The organism is Citrobacter braakii, assembly GCF_002075345.1.
Lineage (GTDB): Bacteria > Pseudomonadota > Gammaproteobacteria > Enterobacterales > Enterobacteriaceae > Citrobacter > Citrobacter braakii.
The window spans coordinates 423,228-445,239 of the sequence record NZ_NAEW01000001.1 but is presented as its reverse complement, the minus strand read 5'-3'; the positions used below and the strand labels follow the sequence as shown (position 1 = coordinate 445,239).

Here is a 22,012-nt window from a genome sequence, read left to right as displayed (position 1 = left end):
TGTCATTCCGCTTTACCGTCAGAACCAAACAATTTAATTTTCTCCAGCGCGCGCTCTTTTACCGCTTTGCGAACTTCACGTTCAACGTGCAGGAAGGGCTGATTCTGGTTCTCCTGCACTGCCACCATGGCAGCCTGGCACAGTTCGGTATGAATGTTGATTTTAGAGATACCTAATGAAATGGCTTTTTTGATATCCGCATCGCTGATACCCGACGCACCATGCAACACCAGTGGCACGGATACGGCTTCCCGCACGCGTTTAACCACGTCGAAATTCAGTTTCGGCTCTGAGGTATAGACGCCGTGCTGGTTACCAATCGCCACCGCCAGAGAATCGCAGCCGGTACGCTCGACAAATTCCGCCGCCTGGTTCGGATCGGTATAGTGATAACCCGCCAGCGCTTCTTCGTACACCGTTTCATTGCCCACATGGCCCAGCTCAGCTTCGACCGGCACACCCAGCGGATGGAAAAAATCCACGGCCTCTTTTGTCAGACGAATATTCTCTTCGAAATCAAAGGCAGAGGCATCACGCATCAGCGAATTCATACCATGAGTCCAGGCGTTATGGATAATCTCCATGCTACGTCCGTGATCCCAGTGGGTAATAACTGGAACCGAGGCCTTTTTAGCCATTGAAACCATCATGTGCGAAAAATCTTCGAACGAGGTATTACCCACAAAACCAGTACCGAAAGAGATAATCACCGGCGATTTCGATTCTTCCGCCGCATCAATCACCCCCATTAGCATTTCCGCATTCCACACGTTAAAGTGAGCAATCGCATAATGTTTATTTTGGGCATCATTTTCCCAATATTTAATATCTGCCAGCATAGTTATTTCTCCCTTTCCGATAAATTAATGATTTACTTTAATTACGCCTTTAATAATTTCGCTTTTGTTATTCACGGATTCATCAAACGCGCGCTGAACATCTGCATAATCGTAAATATGCGTCACCATCGATTTCACATCGAACCGACCGGAGGATATGGCTTCAATAGTAACCGGATAGCGGTTGGCGTAACGGAAAACGGTCTGAATAGACACTTCACGGTTAATTTTGAGGAAATTAATTGCGGAATCACCAGGTACTGTACCAACGATCATGATTTTCCCGCCGCGCATCACCAGATACGGCGCCTGCTTAACGGTTATGGCTGAACCGGCAGTTTCGAAAACAATGTCCGCGCCCATATCGCCAGAGAACTGCTGGCAGCGGACAATGGTGTCCTCTTTTGCACCGTTTATAACGGTTGTCGCCCCGAGTTGTTCAGCCATCGCCAGACGTTTTTCCAGCACATCAACCACCGCGATCTCGGTTGCGCCCAAACATTTACACGCCTGCAAAGTCATTAAACCAATACACCCCGCCCCAAGAATGACGATTTTCTTACCCGGTTTAACGTCTGCCAGCATTGCAGCATGCATACCCACCGCCGCTGGTTCCACCAGCGCACCTTCCAGGGTGTCCATGTTATCGGGCAATTTGTAAGTGAAACTCTCCGGATGACACAGATAGTGGGTTAGCGCGCCGCGGTAGTTGGGCTGCGTAGCCATAAAATCGACGTCCGGGCAGATATTGTATTTCCCTTCCAGGCAGTAGCGGCAGTGACCGCACGGTACACCGGGTTCAATATTCACCCGATCACCCGGTTTAAATTTGGTGACACGGTTCCCTACCGCCACCACCGTACCGGCGCATTCATGCCCCAAACCAATTTCCTGATTAGGATCTTTCGGCGGAATAAAAGGACCTGATTCAAAACCGTGAACATCTGAACCGCAAATCCCAACGTATTCAACTTTGATCAGCACTTCATGCTCATTGGGCACCGGAATATCGGCGGCGATGATTTTCATCGTGCCCGGCGTTTTTAATATCGCTTTCGAGTTTTTCATTTTATTTCCCGTCAATATTATTTGCTTGTAACTGCATCAATCCCGAGACTTTCGACAGAGACGCCTTTGGTTTCAATTCCGATGGTAGCAATGGCAATGGCGACAATAATGGAGACCGCACCTAGCAGTACAAACACCCCTGTCACGCCGTAACCATTAAGTAATACTGCGACTGCATAAGGTGCGGCGATACCACTGACACGCCCGACAGCGTTGGCCAGTCCCGAACCGCGAAGTTTCGCTTCGGTCGGCCATATTTCCGGAACGTATACAGCGGAGGCATAACAAACATACATATAGACAAAAGTAATCAGGAAAAAACCTATTAATGTAATTAGCAGCATACTGGTTTGCAGCGAATAGATATAACCCAGCACAGCAATTAACACTAATAACCCCACCCCCATTGTTTTTCTCGGAATTTTATCCATTACCAGCATGGCGATAAAAATCCCAAATGGCGCACCGAACATGCTCATGGTATTTAAGACAATGGAGTCTTTCAGATTAATACCCTGGGTCATAAATATTGTCGGTAGCCAGTTAATTAAGGTGTACTGAACGACGTTCATGGCAATCAGAACAAAAGAACCCAAAATAACCCGCTTCAGCAATACACCTGTTAATAAGGCGGAGTACGGTACAGAACGAGGTTGTTTACCATCATCCTTTATCACGACTGGCGGAAGAGGCTTACCGGTCTGTCGAATGACACCTTCTTCAATTGCCCGCATCACCTTTTCGGCTTCCTGGTAGCGCCCGCGAGACTCCAGCCAGCGAGGCGACTCAGGGAAACTGCGCCAGGCAATAACAGTTGCTATGAGCGACAGCACCGCAGGAATCAACAGCTGTACGCGCCAGTTCCATTCCGCGCTGATAAGTGGCGTCAGCCCCATCGCGATCAGTGAACAGAGCGGATAAGACCAGTTGCCGATAAACGAGACCCGACTCGACCAGGTACCACGATTTCTGCCAGGCATATATTCGGTAAACCCGGCAAATAAGGTGACCAGCAGCGCGCCTAATCCAACTCCCATCACAAAACGACAGGCGATCAGGAAGGTCATATTGGGTGAAAACGCACCAACGATCATAGAAAAAATATGAATCGCTTCATACAGAATAAATGCATTTTTACGCCCGATCTTATCGCCAATAATTCCCCCACCGAGCGCACCGAGAAACATTCCAGCCGTCGTAATGGCAGAGAATGTGGCGGTGGTGGAATTATCAGTCCAGCCAAGTTCTTTTAATTGCGCGAGAATTAATCCGCCGACGGCATTACTCCAGCAAACCAGTAATCCGAAGGCAACCATGGCAAACATAGACGTATGCCAGCGACAGTCAGGCAGCCTGTCCAACCTCGCGCCGCAGTGTGGTTTTGCTATCTGTTCCATCCGGGAACCTTCCTTTAATAAATGGGGTTATTCATCAAAGTCGTAGGTCATGATGACCTTAATCGCGGTCTTATCGACCATCGCGTCAAAACCTTCTCGCCATTGCGATAAGCCGATACGGTGAGTGATCATCGGTTTGACTTTTATCGCACCGCTAGCGAGCAGGCGAATAGCATTGCGCCAGGAAGTGGAATCGTAGGCCATATGACCAATGATGCTTTTATTCCACGCAGTGATGTCGTTAATAGAAAAATCGAGAGGTTTGAAGCCCATCCCCACGCGGACGACTTCACCGTTAGGACGCAGCATTTCGATAGATTGTTTCAGGGCTATATTGGCACCGGAACATTCGATGACCAGTCCCAGATTGTCTTTCCCGCAGATCTCCTGACAAAGTGCGACCACATCTTCGGTTGAACCGTTGACAACAGCCGTGGCCCCCATTTCTTTGGCTATCGGGAAACGTACCGCGACATCGTCTTCCAGCCCAACCATCACGATATTAACGGCCCCCATAATGCGCGCCATTTGTACCGAAAAAAGTCCCAGCGGGCCGGTACCAAAAACCACCACATCCTGACCCGGAAGAAATTTGGATTGCTGGGCGATAGATTTGTAGGCATTGCAGATGGGATCGAGTACAGCCGCCTCTTCATAATCAACGCCTGTTGGGATTTCCCACAGCGCATGACGGTGAATTTTGAGGATCTCCCCAGGGACCAGACAGTATTTCGAAAACCCACCTCCCCAGGTATTGTTATCCAGACCTAAATTCACCTTTTCTGTACAACAAAGAAAATCACCTTGTTCGCAAGACGGACAAACGCCGCAGACGTGCCCGCTGTTGTCAGAAACCACTCGCTGACCGACTTTCCAGTCCTTAACCTTATCGCCAACCTGCACAATTTGGCCGGCAAATTCGTGACCACGAATCGAATTGAACTGGTCGGACCCACTTTCGACATTGTAGTGTTTCATGTCCGCGCCGCAGATAGCTGCCGCCTTGATTTCAATCACTACGTCTTCCGGGCCGCATATCGGTTCCGGGACATCAATCATCTTGTAGCCGCCAAAGCTCTTGCCAAATCTTGCCAGTGCTTTCATTGAATTTTCCTTTGTGTTTAGTTTTGCATCACCTGGCATCATACTTATCCATATAATTTTTGAGGTCAACACAAAATCTTTAAAACACAGATTATGATCTGCATTTCACAACTTAGATCACAAATAAGTGCCAAAATGAATTGAAAGCCAAAGACACAGCAGCCGCTTGGTTAAAATGACGTGAACACCTTCGCATTTTTCCTGTTATGTAACTGTTAACCTGCAAGTGCTGTTTTTTTCGCCACGCCATTTCCGTGGCGTGTTTGCTTGTTTAAATGTCAAAGAGGAACACCGATGAAACCATTGCCTTTGTTGGCAGCATTACCCCTGCTTTGCGCCAGCGTTGTTTCCGCCAGTTCACTGATGTCAGTTGGCTACTTCAATGGTGGCGGCGACGTCACTGCCGGTCCTGGTGGTGACATCAATAAACTGGATGTTCGTCAGATAACCCATCTCAACTATTCGTTTGGCCTTGTCTACAACAACGAAAAAGACGAGACCAATGACGCCTTAAAAGACGCCAGTAAGCTGCATCAGATTTGGCTTTCACCGAAAGTGCAGGATGATTTACTGAAAATTCCACAGCTGCGTAAACAGAATCCGAACCTGAAAGTATTGCTTTCCGTCGGTGGTTGGGGGGCTCGTGGATTCTCCGGCGCGGCAGCAACGAAAGAATCGCGCGCGGTGTTTATTCAGTCTGCTCAGGAGATAATTGCGAAATATGGCCTTGATGGCATCGACCTCGACTGGGAATATCCGGTCAACGGCGCCTGGGGACTGGTCGAAAGTCAACCGGCCGACCGAGCTAACTTTACCGCGCTGTTAAAAGAGCTCCGCGCCGCATTGGGGCATAAAAAACTACTGACTATCGCCGTGGGCGCAAATGCGGAAAGCCCGAAAAGCTGGGTGGATGTGAAAGCCATTGCGCCGTCGCTCGACTACATAAACCTGATGACCTATGACATGGCTTACGGTACGCAGTATTTCAACTCGAACCTGTACGATTCGACACAATGGCCGACAGTCGCCGCGGCGGATAAGTACAGCGCTGATTTTGTGGTCAACAACTATCTTGCTGCCGGTCTAAAAGCGAGTCAGATGAACCTGGGCATTGGTTTTTATGGTCGCGTACCGAAACGCGCTGTTGAGCCAGGCATTGACTGGAGCAAACCTGACGCACAGAAAAATCCTGTTACCCAGCCCTATTTCGAGCCCGCGCAAATTGAATTGTTCAAATCACTGGGCATCGATCTGAGAAAAGATACCTATGTGAAGTACAACGACATTGTGGCGAAATTGATCAACGATCCGCAAAAGCGCTTTAGCCAGCATTGGGATGATGAAGCAAAAGTGCCGTGGCTGTCAGTGCAGTCTGTGGAGGGAAAAGCGCTCTTTGCCCTCTCTTATGAAAACCCGCGCTCGGTAGCGATCAAGGCTGACTACATCAAGAGCAAGGGGCTGGGAGGCGCCATGTTCTGGGAATACGGTGCGGATGATCAAAATCAGTTGGCGAAGCAGTTAGCCGATTCGTTAGGCATCAAACACTGATCCCAACGCCTGACACAATAGGTTATGATTATCGCATTCTGCTGCGCCAGCTTTTGGCGCAGCTTTTCATTTTCTACTGGAGGCATGAGCTTTATGGCTTTTATCCCTAAAAATTACGCCCGTCTGGAAGTCGGTTACCGGGAAAAGGCGCTTAAACTCTTCCCCTGGGTCTGCGGACGTTGTTCCCGTGAGTTCGTGTATTCAAATTTGCGCGAATTGACGGTACACCATATCGATCACGATCACTCCAATAACCCGGAAGATGGTAGCAACTGGGAAATGTTGTGCCTGTACTGCCACGATCACGAACATTCCAAATATACGGAAGCGGACCAGTATGGTTCAACGGTGGTTGCAGGCGAAGATGCACAGAAAGCGGTGGGCGAAGCGAAATATAATCCATTCGCCGATCTGAAGGCGATGATGAACAAGAAATAACTTCAACTGCGGGCCCGACATAGATGTTTGCCGGGCCTGAGTAATCAGGATTTAAACGTCGCAATGGGTTCGGGCGTAATACCAAACTCCACTTTCAACTGCTGCTTACTCTTCATCACCATCTCACCGTTGGTATCAATCGTCATATGCTGCGCGTCAATATTGTTTCGCGCCTGCCATAACATCACCAGCTGTAAGCAGTTCTCTTTTTGTTCTGCCGTTAGCGCCACGCCATCCGGCCATTTTCCGAGTTCAACGGCAGTTGATAAGCGCTGATAAACTTCCGGCGTCATGCTGTTGATCATCTCATCAAGATTCATGTTAAATCCACTCTCCGTAGAATAATTTGCTGAATCGTTTCTTCAGCCTTTGGTCTGCTCACCGTTTTCACCATCGGTGAAGTTCAAAGAGGCTGAGTTAACGCAGTAACGTTCACCGGTAGGTTGCGGACCATCCGGGAAAACGTGCCCCAGATGCGCATCACAGTTACCACAGCGGATTTCAATGCGCTGCATACCGTGTGAAGTATCTTTAATGTAACGGATAGCCTCTGCGCTGACAGGCTCGTAAAAGCTGGGCCAGCCGCAGCCAGAGTCATATTTTGTCTCGGAACGAAATAGCGGTTTGTCACAGACCAAACAGTGGTAGATGCCGTCACGCTTGTTGTGCAGCAAACGCCCGGTAAATGGCGGTTCTGTCCCGTGATTCTGCGTTACGTAGAACTGCATTTCGGTTAAATTTTTTTTTAGTTCTTCTGGAGAAGGTTGATTAGCCATTTGCTCACATCTCGCTTTATCTAAACTCACATCGCGAGACAGATTCTAACAAAACATTAACACCAGAGTGCGAACTTTTGTTCTAAACTTGATCCGTGCGAAATGGCAGCCTGCAATTCGTGATCACAATCACGTTTTTATCTTGATTGCCCTTTAAAATTCGGGCCGCCGACCCCATGTGGTTTCAAGCCCAAAGGAAGAGTGAGGCGAGTCAGTTGCGCAAAGCTTAAGCAGCAGATTGATTTGTCGCAATGATTGACACGATTCCGCTTGACGCTGCGTAAGGTTTTTGTAATTTTACAGGCAACCTTTTATTCACTAACAAATAGCTGGTGGAATATATGACTATCAAAGTAGGTATCAACGGTTTTGGCCGTATCGGTCGCATTGTTTTCCGTGCTGCTCAAGAACGCTCTGACATCGAGATCGTTGCAATCAACGACCTGTTAGACGCTGACTACATGGCTTACATGCTGAAATATGACTCCACTCACGGCCGTTTCAACGGTACCGTTGAAGTGAAAGACGGTCATCTGATCGTAAACGGTAAAAAAATCCGTGTTACCGCTGAACGTGATCCGGCTAACCTGAAATGGGACGAAGTTGGTGTTGACGTAGTAGCTGAAGCTACTGGCCTGTTCCTGACAGATGAAACCGCTCGTAAGCACATCACTGCTGGCGCGAAAAAAGTGGTTCTGACTGGTCCGTCCAAAGATAACACTCCGATGTTTGTTAAAGGCGCTAACTTTGACAAATACGAAGGTCAGGACATCGTTTCTAACGCTTCCTGCACCACTAACTGCCTGGCTCCGCTGGCTAAAGTTATCAACGACAACTTCGGCATCATCGAAGGTCTGATGACTACTGTTCACGCGACCACCGCTACTCAGAAAACCGTTGATGGCCCGTCTCACAAAGACTGGCGCGGCGGCCGCGGCGCATCCCAGAACATCATCCCGTCCTCTACCGGTGCTGCTAAAGCTGTAGGTAAAGTACTGCCAGAACTGAACGGCAAACTGACTGGTATGGCGTTCCGCGTTCCTACCCCGAACGTATCTGTTGTTGACCTGACCGTTCGTCTGGAAAAAGCTGCTTCTTACGAAGAAATTAAGAAAGCAATCAAAGCTGCTTCCGAAGGCCCGATGAAAGGCGTTCTGGGTTACACCGAAGACGACGTAGTATCTACCGATTTCAACGGTGAAGTTTGCACTTCCGTGTTCGATGCTAAAGCTGGTATCGCACTGAACGACAACTTCGTGAAACTGGTATCCTGGTACGACAACGAAACCGGCTACTCCAACAAAGTTCTGGACCTGATTGCTCACATCTCCAAATAAGTTGAGATGAAACAGTAATCTGTAAGAGCGACTCAGGTCGCTCTTTTTTTTGCCTGAAGATACCCGTCATACTTCAAGTTACCGGTGTGTTGGCAATGCTCTCTCACCCGAATCACTTACTTCTGTAAGCTCATCGGGATCGTTCACTTGCCGCCGTCCTGCAACTCGAATTATTTAGGGTAAAAAAAAGGATTGCATAATGATTAATAAAATTTTTGCACTTCCGGTAATCGAACAAATTACCCCGGTCCTCTCCCGCCGCCAGCTTGATGAACTTGAGATTCTTGTGGTCGATCATCCACAGGTTAAAGCATCTTTCGCACTGCAGGGCGCACATCTTCTTTCCTGGAAACCCAACGGCGAAGAGGAAGTCCTGTGGCTAAGTAACAATACCCCGTTTAAAGCCGGCGTAGCGCTGCGTGGCGGCGTACCAATTTGCTGGCCGTGGTTTGGCCCGGCTGCTCAGCAGGGTCTGCCTTCTCATGGTTTTGCCCGCAACCTGCCATGGACGCTGAAAGCGCACAACGAAGACGACAATGGCGTGGTGCTGACGTTTGAATTGCAAAGCAACGCTGAAACGCGTCAGCTATGGCCGCACGAGTTCTGCCTGCTGGCCCGTTTCAAAGTAGGTGCCACCTGTGAAATGGAACTGGAAGCCCACGGTGAATTTGAAACCACCTCTGCGCTGCATACCTATTTCAACGTCGGTGACATTGCGGCAGTAAAAGTCAGTGGACTTGGCGATCGCCTGATCGACAAAGTGAATGATGCTAAAGAAGATGTGCTGGCTGATGGTATCCAGACCTTCCCGGACCGCACCGATCGTGTCTATCTGAATCCGCAAGCGTGCAGCGTTATCCATGATGATGCGCTCAACCGCAATATTGACGTTGTCCATCATCACCATCTGAATGTCGTGGGCTGGAACCCGGGTCCGGCGCTGTCCGTTAGCATGGGCGACATGCCGGATGACGGCTATAAAACGTTTGTTTGCGTAGAGACGGCTTACGCAACCGCGCCGCAGAAAACCCGCGAAGAAAAACCATCACGCCTGGCACAAACTATCCGCGTTGCTAAACGCTAAAATTGTGTCTGTAGCCTGACGGAACTTGCGCCTTATCCGGCCTACCAAACATTGCGTTGGCCGGATAAGAAGCGTGAGCATCGCCATTCGGCAAATCAGGCCATATCCAGCGCCGTTTTACCCTTTGGCGCTGGATATGCTTTATCTAACTGCTTCAGCTCATCAACAGAGAGCGTTATCTCCAGCGCGGCGGCATTTTGTTCGACATGCGCTATGCTTGCCGCTTTTGGAATCGCCATCACGCCCGGCAGACGAATCACCCATGCCAGCAAAATCTGCGCAGCACTAACATTGTGCGCGTGCGCGATGTCGTTCACCACAGAGTGAGAAAGCAAGTCACCGCGCAATCGCCCCGCCTGAGCCAACGGACTGTAAGCCATGACCGGCATCTGCTGCTGCTGGCACCACGGCAGTAAATCATATTCAATACCGCGCGATGCTAAATGATAAAGCACCTGGTTAGTGGCACATTCCCGCCCACCTGTGACTTGCCATAACGCCTGCATGTCATCGTAATCGAGATTAGAGACGCCCCAGCGGCGGATTTTCCCCTGCGCAATGAGTGCTTCCATGGAATCCACGGTCTCAGCAAATGAAAAACTGCCCGTCCAGTGGAGCAAATAGAGATCCAGATAATCGGTTTTTAGTCGACGCAGGCTCGCTTCACAGGCGGCAATGGCTTTCTGACCACCGGCATTCCAGGGGTATACTTTCGAGACTAAAAAAGCGCTATCACGACGCCCGGTTAATGCTTCACCCACTACCTCTTCCGCTGCACCATCTGCATACATTTCGGCGGTATCGATCAACCGCAGACCGAGATCCAGACCAGCCCGCAGCGCTGAAACCTCTTCCCGGCGTCGGCCAGGATCCTCGCCCATGTACCATGTTCCCTGCCCAATAGCAGGCAGCGATACCTGCTTTGTAAACATCACCTGTTTCGCTGTCATCGCGCCCTCCTGTGTTAATGCACCACAGTAAAGCAAAACAACTGGCATGTGTCCTGTTAGGGTGCACAAATTGCACCTTCTAAGATTGGAAGTTGACCGCTATGGCAACGGCAATAAAAAACCCGGGAACAAACAATGCTCCCGGGCCGAATGACAGAAAATCTTAACTGCACTGCGGTTATTTTAAGCGACCTAAATATTTCCCCTCTTTCATCGCGTTAATTTTCCCGTTTTTATAGACAATGACGGAAATCAAGCCCGCGCTATAAGACTGAGCGTCTGCATTGTTCTCATCATTTGCCGCAGCTTTGCCATTAATATAAGCAATACCATCAGCGCCACGTTTAAAGTCTACGCCCAGTTTATTCACATTCACGGGTGTGATTTTACTGGCTTGCAGCGGAGCATTAGCATCGCTGACCATCGTTTTATGTTCATGCTGTAACTGCTGACGGTAAGCCTCGCTGATGGCATAGGCTGGTGCAGCAGCAGATGTTGCGACCAGTACAGCGATAATTATTAATTTCTTCATAAGTTACACCTTAATAATTATTGTGTTTGTGGTGATGACTGGAATTAGTATCATTTGAGTTATATAAGTTTTGCGCGTTCTCCATAGCTTGTTTTTCAGCTACGGCATTGATTGTCGCCTGACGGTTTTGCTCAGCGATATAGCAGGCATCGCGGCTCACGCCCTTGCTTTCGCAAGCACTCATGCGTGAAGCCTCGGTGGAACATCCCGTCAGAATCCCACCCATCACTGCTATCATGATTAACTTTTTCATTATCTCTACCAGGTTTATTCGCAAGAAAACCACATGACATTTAATATCTGAGCCATGCAGCGTTACTGTCTTTACTTATTAAGTTGGAGTAATATCTGCAATCGCTTATTTAATGTCAATTTTAATTTTTTCAGATAAATACCTAAAAGATGTAAAATAAAAATTAACTTAATGATTTTATTTTTTTCAAATGAAAGTTAACTTTCATCGTTACACAACAATAATAAAATAGTTACCTTGCTATTTTTAGTGGCGAGAGTTTCACGATAAAATTATACCGTGATTATAAAATAGAATATTATCAATATATTGCGCAACCAGAAATCACTCTCCCAGAACAATGATTCGTGAAACTGTACAGATACTCTTCCATTCACAAACGAATAGATTTCAGTCTCATCAAACAACAGGTTTAATTTTGGTAATTGCGGCAGGAAAAATACGTTAACTATTTGTTGCGGCCGATGTAATGCCAAAACAGCACAAAAAATCAAATCACATGTTTTGGATCAATATTCATCTCTGATATGCACAAAAAAGCCCGCATCTCTGCGGGCTAGTGTTTGACACGCAGTGGCATCAGAACTTGTAGGTAACACCCGTTGAAATCAGACCCGTCCAGGATTTGTCCACCATCGGGCTGTCTGTCACTTCATCAGACAGGCGGGTATAACGCGCAGTACCGTATACGCTCCAGTTGCCCAGGAAGTTATAGTTTGCGCTGAGCTCCAGATACGGGTTCCAGGAGCTTTCAGGATCGTAGCTACGCAAGCCGCTACGGGCAGATTCATGGCGTGAAACACCATAATAGTATTCATTCTGGTTTTCACTGTTCCACTCGACACCAATCCCCGGAGTCAACGTCAAACCGCCATTGGTATAGCGGTATAACCACGCCAGATCCCATACAATACCATTGCTGTTATCCAGCGTATCGCCTGCAAGGCTGGTACGCAGGAAACCGTATTGCGTGTTGTGAATGTAAGAAAGGCCAGCCATCATGGTGCTCTTACGTTTATCCAGACTACGCAGACGGTTGTCGTCGCTGTCACCCGGTTTGAAGTACATTGGCGACCAATAGGCCATCACCGACAGCTTATCGGTATCGTCATTCCACAGGTAGTAACCACCGCCCAGACCACGGAACCAGAAGTTATCGCTTTCATAAGTCACAACCGGGACCGGGTAAACGTCACTATCGTAATCTTTGTAAGGGTGCTCAACCACACCAACGCCTGCGCCCAGCGTCAGGTTGCTCTCTGCCTGTGCGACGTTAGCGGAAGTGGCGATAAGCACGCTAAGTGCCAGAAGTTTGAGTTTGGTCACAGTCAATAATTCCTTATTTAAATGTGTAGCGGTCAAAGTTTAACCGTCAATACGCTTCAGCCCAACTATTTTACGGATTCGCCCCAGAATGTAACCCCCTAATTTCTCAGCGAGTGATGACATTTTGCTTGCAGGACAGTGAACACCGCATGAATCCTGCCCCATAGATTTACAAAAGATATGCTTTTTTTGCTGATGAGTTATTGATATGCCATTGAAATTCATTTGCGCACACAGGCAAGTTTTGCAAATGCCATCTACGCTTAATTTTAGAAGGTGTATCACCGAATACGTTGATCTCCTGACCACCACAATGGCATGAGAGTTGCTTATTTCTTCAGCAGCGACGTCGTTCAGTTTACCTCTTCAGGGGCCTCTACTATTCATATGAACGGCTCTTAACATGTGCTAAAAAAACGAAAGGACGGCATACCATGAATATATTCGATCACTATCGCCAGCGTTATGAAGCTGCCAAGGACGAAGAGTTCACGCTGCAGGAGTTTCTTACCACTTGTCGGCAAGATCGCAGCGCTTATGCCAATGCGGCAGAGCGGCTATTAATGGCTATTGGTGAGCCTGTCATGGTCGACACTGCCCACGAACCTCGTCTTTCTCGACTCTTTTCGAATCGGGTGATTGCACGATACCCTGCTTTTGAAGAGTTTTATGGCATGGAAGAGGCCATTGAGCAGATTGTTTCTTATTTGAAGCATGCGGCTCAGGGTCTGGAAGAGAAGAAGCAGATTCTGTATCTGCTGGGGCCTGTGGGAGGGGGGAAATCATCTCTTGCTGAGCGGCTGAAGTCGCTGATGCAGCGAGTACCGATTTATGTCCTGAGCGCCAACGGCGAGCGTAGCCCGGTAAACGATCATCCGTTATGCCTGTTTAACCCGCAGGAAGATGCGCAGATCCTGGAAAAAGAGTATGGGATCCCACGTCGTTATCTCGGTACGATCATGTCGCCCTGGGCTGCAAAACGTCTGCATGATTTTGGCGGGGACATTACAAAATTCCGCGTTGTCAAAGTCTGGCCGTCTATTCTGGAGCAGATCGCTATTGCCAAAACGGAGCCTGGTGATGAAAACAACCAGGATATCTCTGCGCTGGTCGGGAAAGTGGATATTCGTAAACTCGAACACCACGCCCAGAACGATCCTGATGCCTACGGTTATTCGGGCGCACTGTGCCGCTCAAACCAGGGGATTATGGAGTTCGTTGAGATGTTTAAAGCACCAATTAAAGTGCTGCATCCTCTGCTGACCGCAACCCAGGAAGGAAACTACAACGGGACAGAAGGTATCTCTGCCCTGCCGTTTAACGGAATTATTCTTGCCCACTCGAACGAGTCCGAATGGGTGACGTTCCGTAATAATAAAAACAATGAGGCGTTCCTTGACCGTGTTTACATCGTCAAAGTGCCTTATTGCCTGCGGATCTCCGAAGAGATCAAAATTTACGAAAAACTGCTTAACCACAGTGAGCTGACCCATGCGCCTTGCGCACCGGGCACGCTGGAAACACTCTCTCGCTTTACCATTCTTTCTCGCCTGAAAGAGCCTGAGAACTCGAGCATTTACTCGAAGATGCGTGTTTACGATGGGGAAAGCCTGAAAGATACCGATCCAAAAGCGAAGTCCTATCAGGAATATCGGGATTACGCCGGGGTCGATGAGGGAATGAACGGTCTTTCCACGCGCTTCGCGTTTAAGATCCTCTCACGCGTCTTTAACTTTGACCACGCCGAAGTGGCAGCTAACCCGGTGCATCTGTTCTACGTACTGGAGCAGCAAATCGAGCGCGAACAGTTCCCGCAGGAGCTGGCAGAACGTTACCTTGAGTTCCTGAAAGGCTATCTGATCCCGAAATATGCTGAGTTCATCGGCAAAGAGATCCAGACGGCTTATCTCGAATCCTATTCCGAATATGGACAAAACATTTTCGACCGTTATGTCACTTATGCGGATTTCTGGATTCAGGATCAGGAGTATCGCGACCCGGATACCGGTCAGCTGTTTGACCGCGAGTCGTTGAACTCAGAACTGGAGAAAATTGAGAAACCGGCGGGTATCAGTAACCCCAAAGATTTCCGTAACGAGATCGTCAACTTTGTTCTGCGTGCCAGAGCGAATAACAGCGGTCGCAATCCAAACTGGACCAGTTACGAAAAACTGCGCACGGTCATTGAGAAGAAAATGTTCTCCAATACCGAGGAGCTGCTGCCGGTCATTTCGTTCAACGCCAAAACCTCAACTGACGAGCAGAAAAAACACGACGATTTTGTCGACCGGATGATGGAAAAAGGCTACACGCGTAAGCAGGTACGTTTACTGTGCGAATGGTATTTGCGCGTACGTAAATCGTCTTAAAAAAAGTGCCCGGAGGCGTGTACGCTTGCCGGGCCTACAATACACATCCGTAGGCCGGATATGCTCAGCGCATCCGGCGTTACTGATGTAGCATAAAGTTGGCAAATGCAGTACGGGGGGCTTATGACCTGGTTTATTGACCGGCGTCTTAACGGCAAAAACAAGAGCACGGTAAACCGCCAGCGCTTCTTACGCCGTTATAAATCGCAAATTAAACAGTCGATCTCCGAGGCCATTAACAAGCGTTCGGTGACTGATGTGGATAGCGGCGAATCTGTCTCTATTCCGACTGATGATATTAGCGAACCGATGTTCCATCAGGGGCGTGGCGGCTTGCGCCATCGCGTGCATCCGGGTAACGACCATTTTGTGCAGAACGACCGCATTGAACGCCCGCAGGGCGGCGGCGGTGGTTCAGGAAGCGGACAAGGCCAGGCCAGCCAGGATGGCGAGGGTCAGGATGAGTTCGTCTTCCAGATCTCTAAAGATGAATATCTCGATCTGTTGTTCGAAGATTTAGCACTTCCTAACCTGAAGCAGAATCAGCAGCGTCAGTTAACGGAGTACAAAACGCACCGGGCAGGTTTCACCTCTAACGGCGTGCCTGCCAACATTAGCGTGGTTCGCTCCCTGCAAAACTCACTGGCGCGCCGCACAGCGATGACGGCAGGTAAGCGTCGCGAACTGCATGCGCTCGAAGCGGATCTGGAAACCATCGCAAAAAGTGAACCAGCGCAGTTGCTGGAAGAGGAACGGTTACGCAAAGAGATTGCCGAACTACGGGCAAAAATCGAACGCGTGCCGTTTATCGACACCTTTGATTTACGCTACAAGAATTATGAAAAACGGCCCGATCCTTCCAGCCAGGCAGTGATGTTCTGTCTGATGGACGTCTCCGGTTCAATGGATCAGTCGACCAAAGATATGGCCAAGCGTTTTTATATCTTGCTGTATCTGTTCTTGAGTCGGACCTACAAAAACGTGGAAGTGGTTTATATTCGCCACCATACCCAGGCGAAAGAGGTGGATGAGCACGAGTTCTTCTACTCTCAGGAAACCGGGGGAACCATTGTTTCCAGCGCGCTGAAGTTAATGGATGAAGTGGTAAAAGACCGTTACGACCCGGCCCAGTGGAACATCTATGCCGCACAGGCCTCGGACGGTGATAACTGGGCGGATGATTCCCCGTTGTGTCATGAGATTCTGGCGAAAAAACTGCTGCCGATGGTGCGATATTATAGCTATATCGAAATCACCCGCCGCGCGCACCAGACCTTGTGGCGTGAATACGAACATCTGCAATCAACGTTTGAAAACTTTGCGATGCAGCATATCCGCGACCAGGATGATATTTATCCGGTCTTTCGCGAACTGTTTCATAAGCAAAGTACAACCAGCAATAGCTAATCACATACATAAATCAGCCAGAGGTTATCTCCTCTGGTTGATTTTTATGACCTCGCGTTTCGACCACATGTTATGTCATTTAGCATTTTGTCTCAGGCTAGCCACTTCCACTTCGAGCGCGGAAATATCGCCAGAAGACAACAGCGGTTGCATTTTCACGAGCGACTCTTCCGGAAGTTGATACAAATTAAGGGCCAGTATTCGTTCAATATCCCCCACCGGCAGGCGATATTTTATTATTTTTGCCGGATTACCGCCGACTACCGCATACGGTGGCACATCTTTAGTCACCACCGCACCTGCTGCGACAACAGCGCCCTCCCCGAGCGTAACGCCTGGCATGATCATGGCGCGCATGCCTAACCAGCAACCATCATGCAACACCGTGTCACCCCGAAACTCGTAGGCATCTTTGATCGACGCCATAAAGGGATAAAGACTGATCCAGTCAAGCCGGTGCGTACTATTTCCCCCCATCAGAATAACGCTCTCAGCGCCAATGCAGACGAAATTCCCAATAATCAACTTATCCAAATGCCCAAGCGGTTCCCAGTCCCGGCTGATCTCATCACCGAGTAAATACCGCACCACCGAACGTTCGAATCCATGATCCCAGCAGTCACTGTAATAGCTATGCGTACCCTTAATAACTATATTAGGGTTGGTCACTGTCTGATGAAGGTACTCCATTCTCGACCAGTGTTTTTCTGACACTTCGCCATCCTTTTATCATTGTGTTTTAAAACACCCTACATCCTTTCCACCAGCGGATAGAAGTCTTTATTTTCTTTTTGCATACGCTCATACACTTTGCGTAGAACATTGTTGGCATCACGTCTGAATGCCTCATCATTACCTTTTAATTTACTGGCAATATTCCAGCGCCGGGAAAAAACTTCATATTCGCTGACGATATCCGTCATTTCACGTTGAAATTTTGAGCTAATCTGTCTGAGCGTACTATTTCCATCCTGCTCAATATGTGGATAAAGGAACTGATCTTCAGCAGACAAATGTGTTTTTATAATGGCACTCATGCTAACGATCGCAGTTGCAATTTCCTGGGCATTGGATGATACGCCTGCATGGCTCAAGGTACGTAGAAATGATATTTTTTCCAGAATTTCAACATGCTGATTTTTCATTTTATCAATATTCATCCTTTTATCCTTTTATCCTTTTTTATTTTCCCTTTACGGAGCAGCAGGCAATGTAGTTTAGCTGGTGACGTTGCGAACGGAAGAAGCGAAACATTTTCAGGAACCGGCGACGATTTTCGCGTGTGCGTAAGCCGTTAAACACAATTTTAACCGCCCCAGTCAGCCCTTCATCACGAATTAATCCTCGCGGCGACATCAGCGACATATCACCATTCTGCTGCAAGACCTGTGCAAACCCACCGTTCAGAAATAAATCGCGCCAGCCTTGGCTGGTCATCGGGCTAACGTTTGATTTCACTACCTCTACAAGCTGGCCCTGCTCGCCCGTGCCCAGTTTTTGTGCGGTGAACATAATGTCGTGAGTTAACAGACGCCCGCCGGGCTTCAATACGCGATAATATTCGGCAATTAACTTCGCCTTCGCTTTATCGGCATACATTGTCAGCATGGCTTCGTTGATCACAACGTCGAAACTGTTATCCGCAAATGGAAGGGTGTTAGCGTTAGCTGCCATAACGTGAATGTGATTTTCCAGACCATTTGCCGCCACGTTATTTCTGGCGTTTGCCAGTGCGGTTTTATCCATATCAATGGCGTATACCGTACAACCAAAACGTTGAACTAACTCTATCGCCGTAGTGGCCATGTTACACGCCACTTCCAGCACCTGGCTGTCGGGCGTCAGTTGTGACTGGCTGAACAACCACTCTGTTGCTTCAACGCCCCCCGGACGCAGACGGGTTTTGCCCAGACTGGCTAAGAACGTATGGCCCGCTTTATCAGTCGCGCTCATCTGCTTGTCTCCTTTCTTATAAGTTGCATTATAAATACAACAATAAGAGTTAAAGGTGAAGCACGCGAATGATTTTTATTACAAAATGCCCTTCCCAGTAGCGTTAGAGCGGATGAATGCCGTGTGATAGACTGAAGTATCAGACTTACAGGGCTGTACATCATTATGCAATTGCATCATAAAGCGCTCAGGCTCTTTATCTCCGTCAGCGTAGTTGTTTTGACATTTTCTTTTTTGGTTTATGAGCTCATTGCCAGCGATAAAGCAATGAATGCGTACATGCGCTATATCAATGAGAAAGCCGACTCATCGTTTCTCTATGATAAGTATACTAATCAAAGTATTGCAGCCCATCTGATGCGCACATTTTCATCCCCCCAGGTACCCGCTTCTATCGAGCAACAAAAAGCACTTTGCAACGCTTTCGACAGCGTTAACGGCACTCATGGGCTCAACCTCACCCAGCATAACTACCTACCATTACACGGTACGTTGCAAACCCCCACCACAAAATGTAGCGAGAAACTTGAAGACATATTTCTACTGCCCTCTTTTGACCGGGCGGTAAACGTTAATCGTGAGCAGAAAGATTACGGTCATGGTTTAGGTATGCAGGAGTATAAATTTCGATATTACGTCGATCTCAAAAATAACTACGTCTATTTCTTTGATCTGGTCGATTCGCGGAAATTTGCGATACACAACTGGTCGTTTTTGCAAAAAGGAAACCTGGGTATCAACCAGAATGATATTGACGGTATTTTCACTGGCCGCACGGTAATCTCCCGTATTTATGAAGATAACCTGACCGAGAAAAAAGTGATGAGCTTTTTAACACCGGTCTACTATGCCGGTAAGTTAAAAGGCGTGGTGATGGTGGATATTAACAAAGAGAATTTAAAGAATATTTTCTATACCAGCGACCGCCCTCTCGTCTGGCGCTATCTTAACGTGACGCTTTCGGACATCAACTCAGGTAAAGAGATACTCGTTCACCAAAGTGAGAACAATCTGTTTAGCTATGTTCACTACCAGGAGGACATGCCCGGCGGTATACGCATCACCTTATCGCTTGATTTTATGTACTTTATTGTCTCCTCCTGGAAAGTATTCGCCTTCTATCTGCTAGCGACAATACTGTTGCTGAATATGGTCAGAACGCATTTTCGGCTGTATCACAACGTCACGCGTGAAAATATCAGTGACGCGATGACCGGGCTCTACAACCGCAAAATTTTAACGCCGACGCTCGAACAGCGTTTACAGCAGTTAGTAAACGCGGGCACCCTCGTGACCTTTATCGCCATTGATTGCGATAAACTAAAAGTCATTAATGATACGCTGGGGCATAAGGAAGGCGATCGAATTATCACCATTCTGGCTAGAGCCATTCAAACCTCGATTCGCAAAAACGACTATGCCATCCGCCTCGGTGGGGATGAGTTTTGCATTATCCTCATCGATTACCCCGCTGAATTAACGCCACGTCTGCTGGAGAGGATTCGCTATAACTTACAAATTATTGCGCAAGATAGAGCAATCAGCTTCTCCGCAGGGATTTATAATATGCAGCCAAACGACACCATTGATGATGCCTACAAAGCATCCGATGCACAGCTCTACCTGAACAAACAGAAAAAACGCGCGGATGCGTAATCATTTTTCTGACAGGATTTTCATTGTTGTACCAGGAGTAAGTCATGACGGAAGTGAACAAAGGTAACGCAACGCATCAGCGTTTAATTTCGCTGTTGTCAGAACAAGGCGCGACGTATCGCGTGGTAAGCCATGAAGCGGTCGGCAAATGTGAAGCGGTTTCTGAAATTCGCGGTACCGCACTGGGCCAGGGAGCAAAAGCGCTGGTTTGTAAGGTCAAAGGCAACGGCGTTAATCAGCATGTCCTGGCGATTCTTCCTGCCGACCAGCAGGCCGACCTGAGCCTGTTAGCCAGTCATATCGGCGGGTTAAGAGCATCACTTGCCAGCCCGGCGGAAGTCGATGCACTGACAGGTTGCGTATTTGGCGCTATCCCACCGTTTAGCTTCCATCCAAAACTTAAGCTGGTCGCCGATCCGCTATTGTTTGAGCGTTTTAATGAAATTGCGTTCAATGCCGGAGTGCTGGAAAAATCCGTGATCATGGATACCGCAGATTACCTACGTATCGCGCAACCGGAATTACTCCCGTTCCGCCGCGTACAATAGCCGCCCGAGTCAGGTGTAAAAGCGTAGCATCGTGCATTAGCCCAAAAAAAATCATAATCATTAAAAAAAGCCTGTTCCGTCACGCGTTTACGCGTACAGTAAGCAGGCTTATTTTTTCTTTTGGCAAGGAAACTACGATGTTTGATGTCACTCTGCTGATCCTGCTCGGACTGGCAGCTCTGGGCTTTGTCAGCCACAACACCACTGTCGCTGTTTCAATTCTGGTGCTGATCATTGTTCGTGTTACCCCTCTGAATACTTTCTTTCCATGGATAGAAAAACAGGGCCTGACCGTCGGGATTATAATTCTAACCATTGGCGTCATGGCGCCGATCGCCAGCGGAACGCTCCCCCCCTCCACGCTCATCCACTCCTTTGTGAACTGGAAATCACTGGTCGCTATTGCCATCGGGGTATTCGTCTCCTGGCTTGGCGGGCGCGGTGTCACGCTCATGGGTAGCCAGCCTCAGCTTGTGGCTGGTTTACTGGTGGGTACAGTTCTGGGCGTGGCGCTATTTCGCGGTGTGCCGGTGGGACCGCTCATTGCGGCAGGTCTGGTGTCATTGATTGTTGGGAAGCAGTAGCCAGTCCAGCCAGATAACGGCCTGGAGTCTGTCCCAGGCCTTTTTTGAACATGGTGATAAATGCCGTGGTCGAATCGTAACCGAGCATTTGCGCAACCTGTTGCACGTTATGACCATCTATCAGCGCCTGCAGCGCCAGAATCAATTGAAGCTGGTGACGCCAGCGGCGAAAACTCAACCCCGTCTCTTTAACGACCAGACGGGCGAGGTTCCGCTCACTCATCGCAAATACGCTGGCCCACTGTCCCAGCGTCTGCCACTGCGCGGGCTCCCGCGCCATCGTCGCGACCATTCTGCGGATTTTCGGGTGATCGGAAACCGGCAACTGCATTTGCTCCTGCGGCTGCTGCGGGAGTTCATCAAATAGCACTTGTGTCAGCCGCTGGGTAGACGGCTCCAGCCGTTGATCATCCGTTTTGGACGCCAGCGCCAGAATGAGCTCCCGACATAATGGGGCGATTTTCAGGGTGCAGCAGCGTTCAGGCATCACTACTGCCTGCGGCTCAATAAACAAAAAGCACAGTTGCGCCCCAACGGTAACGTGATTGCTGTGTGGAATTTCACCGGGGATCCATACCGCATATTGTGGAGGCACCATCCACATGGCATTTTCAACCTCACAGGTGATCGCGCCATGCAAGGCCAGAATCAACTGCCCCTTACGGTGCTGATGCAGCGGACTGAAGAGTTCATCTTCCCGGGCCTGTATACAAAACGCCACCGCCGCATCGTGGTAAAGGTCGGGCTCATACCCATCCAGCCTCAGTCCTAACATAAAAATGTCCGTTTTTAGCGATAAACTGTCATTTTAGCTTGATTCATCCATTGAGTAAAAACGCTAAA

Annotated in this window: 22 protein-coding genes and 1 pseudogene; 9 read left to right on the top strand and 14 right to left on the bottom strand. The window is 48.6% G+C overall.

Annotated features, from left to right (window positions below; all coding sequences use genetic code 11):
• Positions 1-2: 2 nt before the first annotated feature.
• Genes BZK42_RS02370 through BZK42_RS02355 form a run of 4 tightly spaced genes read right to left on the bottom strand, consistent with a single transcriptional unit; the run spans position 3 to position 4,408 of the window.
• Positions 3-839, bottom strand: a complete 837-nt coding sequence (locus BZK42_RS02370; protein ID WP_016152822.1) for a ketose-bisphosphate aldolase — start codon at positions 837-839, stop codon at positions 3-5.
• A gap of 24 nt (positions 840-863) precedes the next feature.
• On the bottom strand, positions 864-1,907 hold the full coding sequence (locus tag BZK42_RS02365) for an NAD(P)-dependent alcohol dehydrogenase (RefSeq protein WP_047498905.1): 1,044 nt from the start codon (positions 1,905-1,907) through the stop codon (positions 864-866).
• 17 nt (positions 1,908-1,924) lie between these two features.
• On the bottom strand, positions 1,925-3,304 hold the full coding sequence (locus BZK42_RS02360) for an MFS transporter (protein ID WP_016152820.1): 1,380 nt from the start codon (positions 3,302-3,304) through the stop codon (positions 1,925-1,927).
• A gap of 27 nt (positions 3,305-3,331) precedes the next feature.
• Positions 3,332-4,408: a zinc-binding dehydrogenase gene (locus BZK42_RS02355; RefSeq protein WP_080858694.1), complete on the bottom strand. Its 1,077-nt coding sequence runs from the start codon at positions 4,406-4,408 to the stop codon at positions 3,332-3,334.
• 294 nt (positions 4,409-4,702) lie between these two features.
• On the opposite strand from BZK42_RS02355, the gene chiD reads away from it, so the two are divergent.
• Both chiD and yajD read left to right on the top strand, forming a co-directional pair.
• The gene (chiD, locus tag BZK42_RS02350; protein WP_080858693.1) at positions 4,703-5,956 is read left to right on the top strand and encodes a chitinase ChiD; all 1,254 of its coding nucleotides are present in this window, start codon (positions 4,703-4,705) and stop codon (positions 5,954-5,956) included.
• Between the two features lie 93 nt (positions 5,957-6,049).
• A complete protein-coding gene (yajD, locus tag BZK42_RS02345; protein ID WP_003832478.1) occupies positions 6,050-6,394 on the top strand; it encodes an HNH nuclease YajD in 345 nt (114 codons plus the stop codon).
• Positions 6,395-6,438: 44 nt separating this feature from the next.
• Here the strand turns inward: yajD and BZK42_RS02340 are convergent, their stop codons facing one another.
• A complete protein-coding gene (locus BZK42_RS02340) occupies positions 6,439-6,714 on the bottom strand; it encodes a YeaC family protein (RefSeq protein ID WP_016152817.1) in 276 nt (91 codons plus the stop codon).
• Between the two features lie 42 nt (positions 6,715-6,756).
• Positions 6,757-7,170, bottom strand: coding sequence for a peptide-methionine (R)-S-oxide reductase MsrB (gene msrB, locus BZK42_RS02335; RefSeq protein ID WP_016152816.1), 414 nt, complete (start codon positions 7,168-7,170; stop codon positions 6,757-6,759).
• A gap of 341 nt (positions 7,171-7,511) precedes the next feature.
• Between msrB and gapA the strand changes: the two genes are divergently transcribed.
• Together gapA and BZK42_RS02325 are read left to right on the top strand one after the other, a co-directional pair.
• Positions 7,512-8,507, top strand: coding sequence for a glyceraldehyde-3-phosphate dehydrogenase (gapA, locus tag BZK42_RS02330; protein WP_003030697.1), 996 nt, complete (start codon positions 7,512-7,514; stop codon positions 8,505-8,507).
• A gap of 199 nt (positions 8,508-8,706) precedes the next feature.
• Complete coding sequence (locus BZK42_RS02325) at positions 8,707-9,591, top strand: D-hexose-6-phosphate mutarotase (RefSeq protein WP_080858692.1); 885 nt, start codon at positions 8,707-8,709, stop codon at positions 9,589-9,591.
• 95 nt (positions 9,592-9,686) lie between these two features.
• Here BZK42_RS02325 and BZK42_RS02320 read toward each other — a convergent pair whose 3' ends face one another.
• From BZK42_RS02320 to BZK42_RS02305, 4 genes are all read right to left on the bottom strand, one after another.
• Complete coding sequence (locus tag BZK42_RS02320; protein WP_080858691.1) at positions 9,687-10,541, bottom strand: aldo/keto reductase; 855 nt, start codon at positions 10,539-10,541, stop codon at positions 9,687-9,689.
• Between the two features lie 178 nt (positions 10,542-10,719).
• Positions 10,720-11,073 carry a hypothetical protein gene (locus BZK42_RS02315; RefSeq protein ID WP_080858690.1) on the bottom strand — a complete coding sequence of 118 codons (354 nt, stop codon included), beginning with the start codon at positions 11,071-11,073 and terminating at the stop codon, positions 10,720-10,722.
• Positions 11,074-11,083: 10 nt separating this feature from the next.
• A complete protein-coding gene (locus tag BZK42_RS02310; RefSeq protein ID WP_053389182.1) occupies positions 11,084-11,326 on the bottom strand; it encodes a hypothetical protein in 243 nt (80 codons plus the stop codon).
• Positions 11,327-11,905: 579 nt separating this feature from the next.
• Positions 11,906-12,652, bottom strand: coding sequence for a MipA/OmpV family protein (locus BZK42_RS02305; protein ID WP_016152811.1), 747 nt, complete (start codon positions 12,650-12,652; stop codon positions 11,906-11,908).
• Between the two features lie 434 nt (positions 12,653-13,086).
• Between BZK42_RS02305 and yeaG the strand changes: the two genes are divergently transcribed.
• Both yeaG and BZK42_RS02295 read left to right on the top strand, forming a co-directional pair.
• Complete coding sequence (gene yeaG / locus BZK42_RS02300; RefSeq protein WP_016152810.1) at positions 13,087-15,021, top strand: protein kinase YeaG; 1,935 nt, start codon at positions 13,087-13,089, stop codon at positions 15,019-15,021.
• A gap of 123 nt (positions 15,022-15,144) precedes the next feature.
• Positions 15,145-16,428 carry a YeaH/YhbH family protein gene (locus tag BZK42_RS02295; protein ID WP_016152809.1) on the top strand — a complete coding sequence of 428 codons (1,284 nt, stop codon included), beginning with the start codon at positions 15,145-15,147 and terminating at the stop codon, positions 16,426-16,428.
• A 75-nt stretch (positions 16,429-16,503) separates the two neighbouring features.
• Here BZK42_RS02295 and BZK42_RS02290 read toward each other — a convergent pair whose 3' ends face one another.
• The 3 genes from BZK42_RS02290 to BZK42_RS02280 are packed head-to-tail and all read right to left on the bottom strand — an operon-like array spanning position 16,504 to position 18,381.
• Positions 16,504-17,142 carry a CatB-related O-acetyltransferase gene (locus tag BZK42_RS02290; protein ID WP_016156305.1) on the bottom strand — a complete coding sequence of 213 codons (639 nt, stop codon included), beginning with the start codon at positions 17,140-17,142 and terminating at the stop codon, positions 16,504-16,506.
• Between the two features lie 35 nt (positions 17,143-17,177).
• Positions 17,178-17,588: a hemerythrin domain-containing protein gene (locus tag BZK42_RS02285; protein WP_080858689.1), complete on the bottom strand. Its 411-nt coding sequence runs from the start codon at positions 17,586-17,588 to the stop codon at positions 17,178-17,180.
• Positions 17,589-17,610: 22 nt separating this feature from the next.
• The gene (locus BZK42_RS02280; protein WP_047358594.1) at positions 17,611-18,381 is read right to left on the bottom strand and encodes a class I SAM-dependent methyltransferase; all 771 of its coding nucleotides are present in this window, start codon (positions 18,379-18,381) and stop codon (positions 17,611-17,613) included.
• Between the two features lie 165 nt (positions 18,382-18,546).
• Here BZK42_RS02280 and dgcJ point away from each other — a divergent pair, with 165 nt between their 5' ends.
• The 3 genes from dgcJ (at position 18,547) to BZK42_RS02265 (ending at position 21,169) form a co-directional block, all read left to right on the top strand.
• The gene (gene dgcJ, locus BZK42_RS02275) at positions 18,547-20,037 is read left to right on the top strand and encodes a diguanylate cyclase DgcJ (RefSeq protein WP_016156302.1); all 1,491 of its coding nucleotides are present in this window, start codon (positions 18,547-18,549) and stop codon (positions 20,035-20,037) included.
• A gap of 44 nt (positions 20,038-20,081) precedes the next feature.
• A complete protein-coding gene (locus BZK42_RS02270) occupies positions 20,082-20,585 on the top strand; it encodes a YbaK/prolyl-tRNA synthetase associated domain-containing protein (RefSeq protein WP_080858688.1) in 504 nt (167 codons plus the stop codon).
• 137 nt (positions 20,586-20,722) lie between these two features.
• The gene (locus BZK42_RS02265) at positions 20,723-21,169 is read left to right on the top strand and encodes a DUF441 domain-containing protein (RefSeq protein WP_016152803.1); all 447 of its coding nucleotides are present in this window, start codon (positions 20,723-20,725) and stop codon (positions 21,167-21,169) included.
• On the opposite strand, the pseudogene BZK42_RS02260 reads toward BZK42_RS02265, so the two are convergent.
• Positions 21,146-21,944 (bottom strand): annotated as a pseudogene (locus BZK42_RS02260) (AraC family transcriptional regulator). The gene BZK42_RS02265 and the pseudogene BZK42_RS02260 sit on opposite strands and share 24 nt — an antisense overlap.
• Positions 21,945-22,012 lie beyond the last annotated feature (68 nt).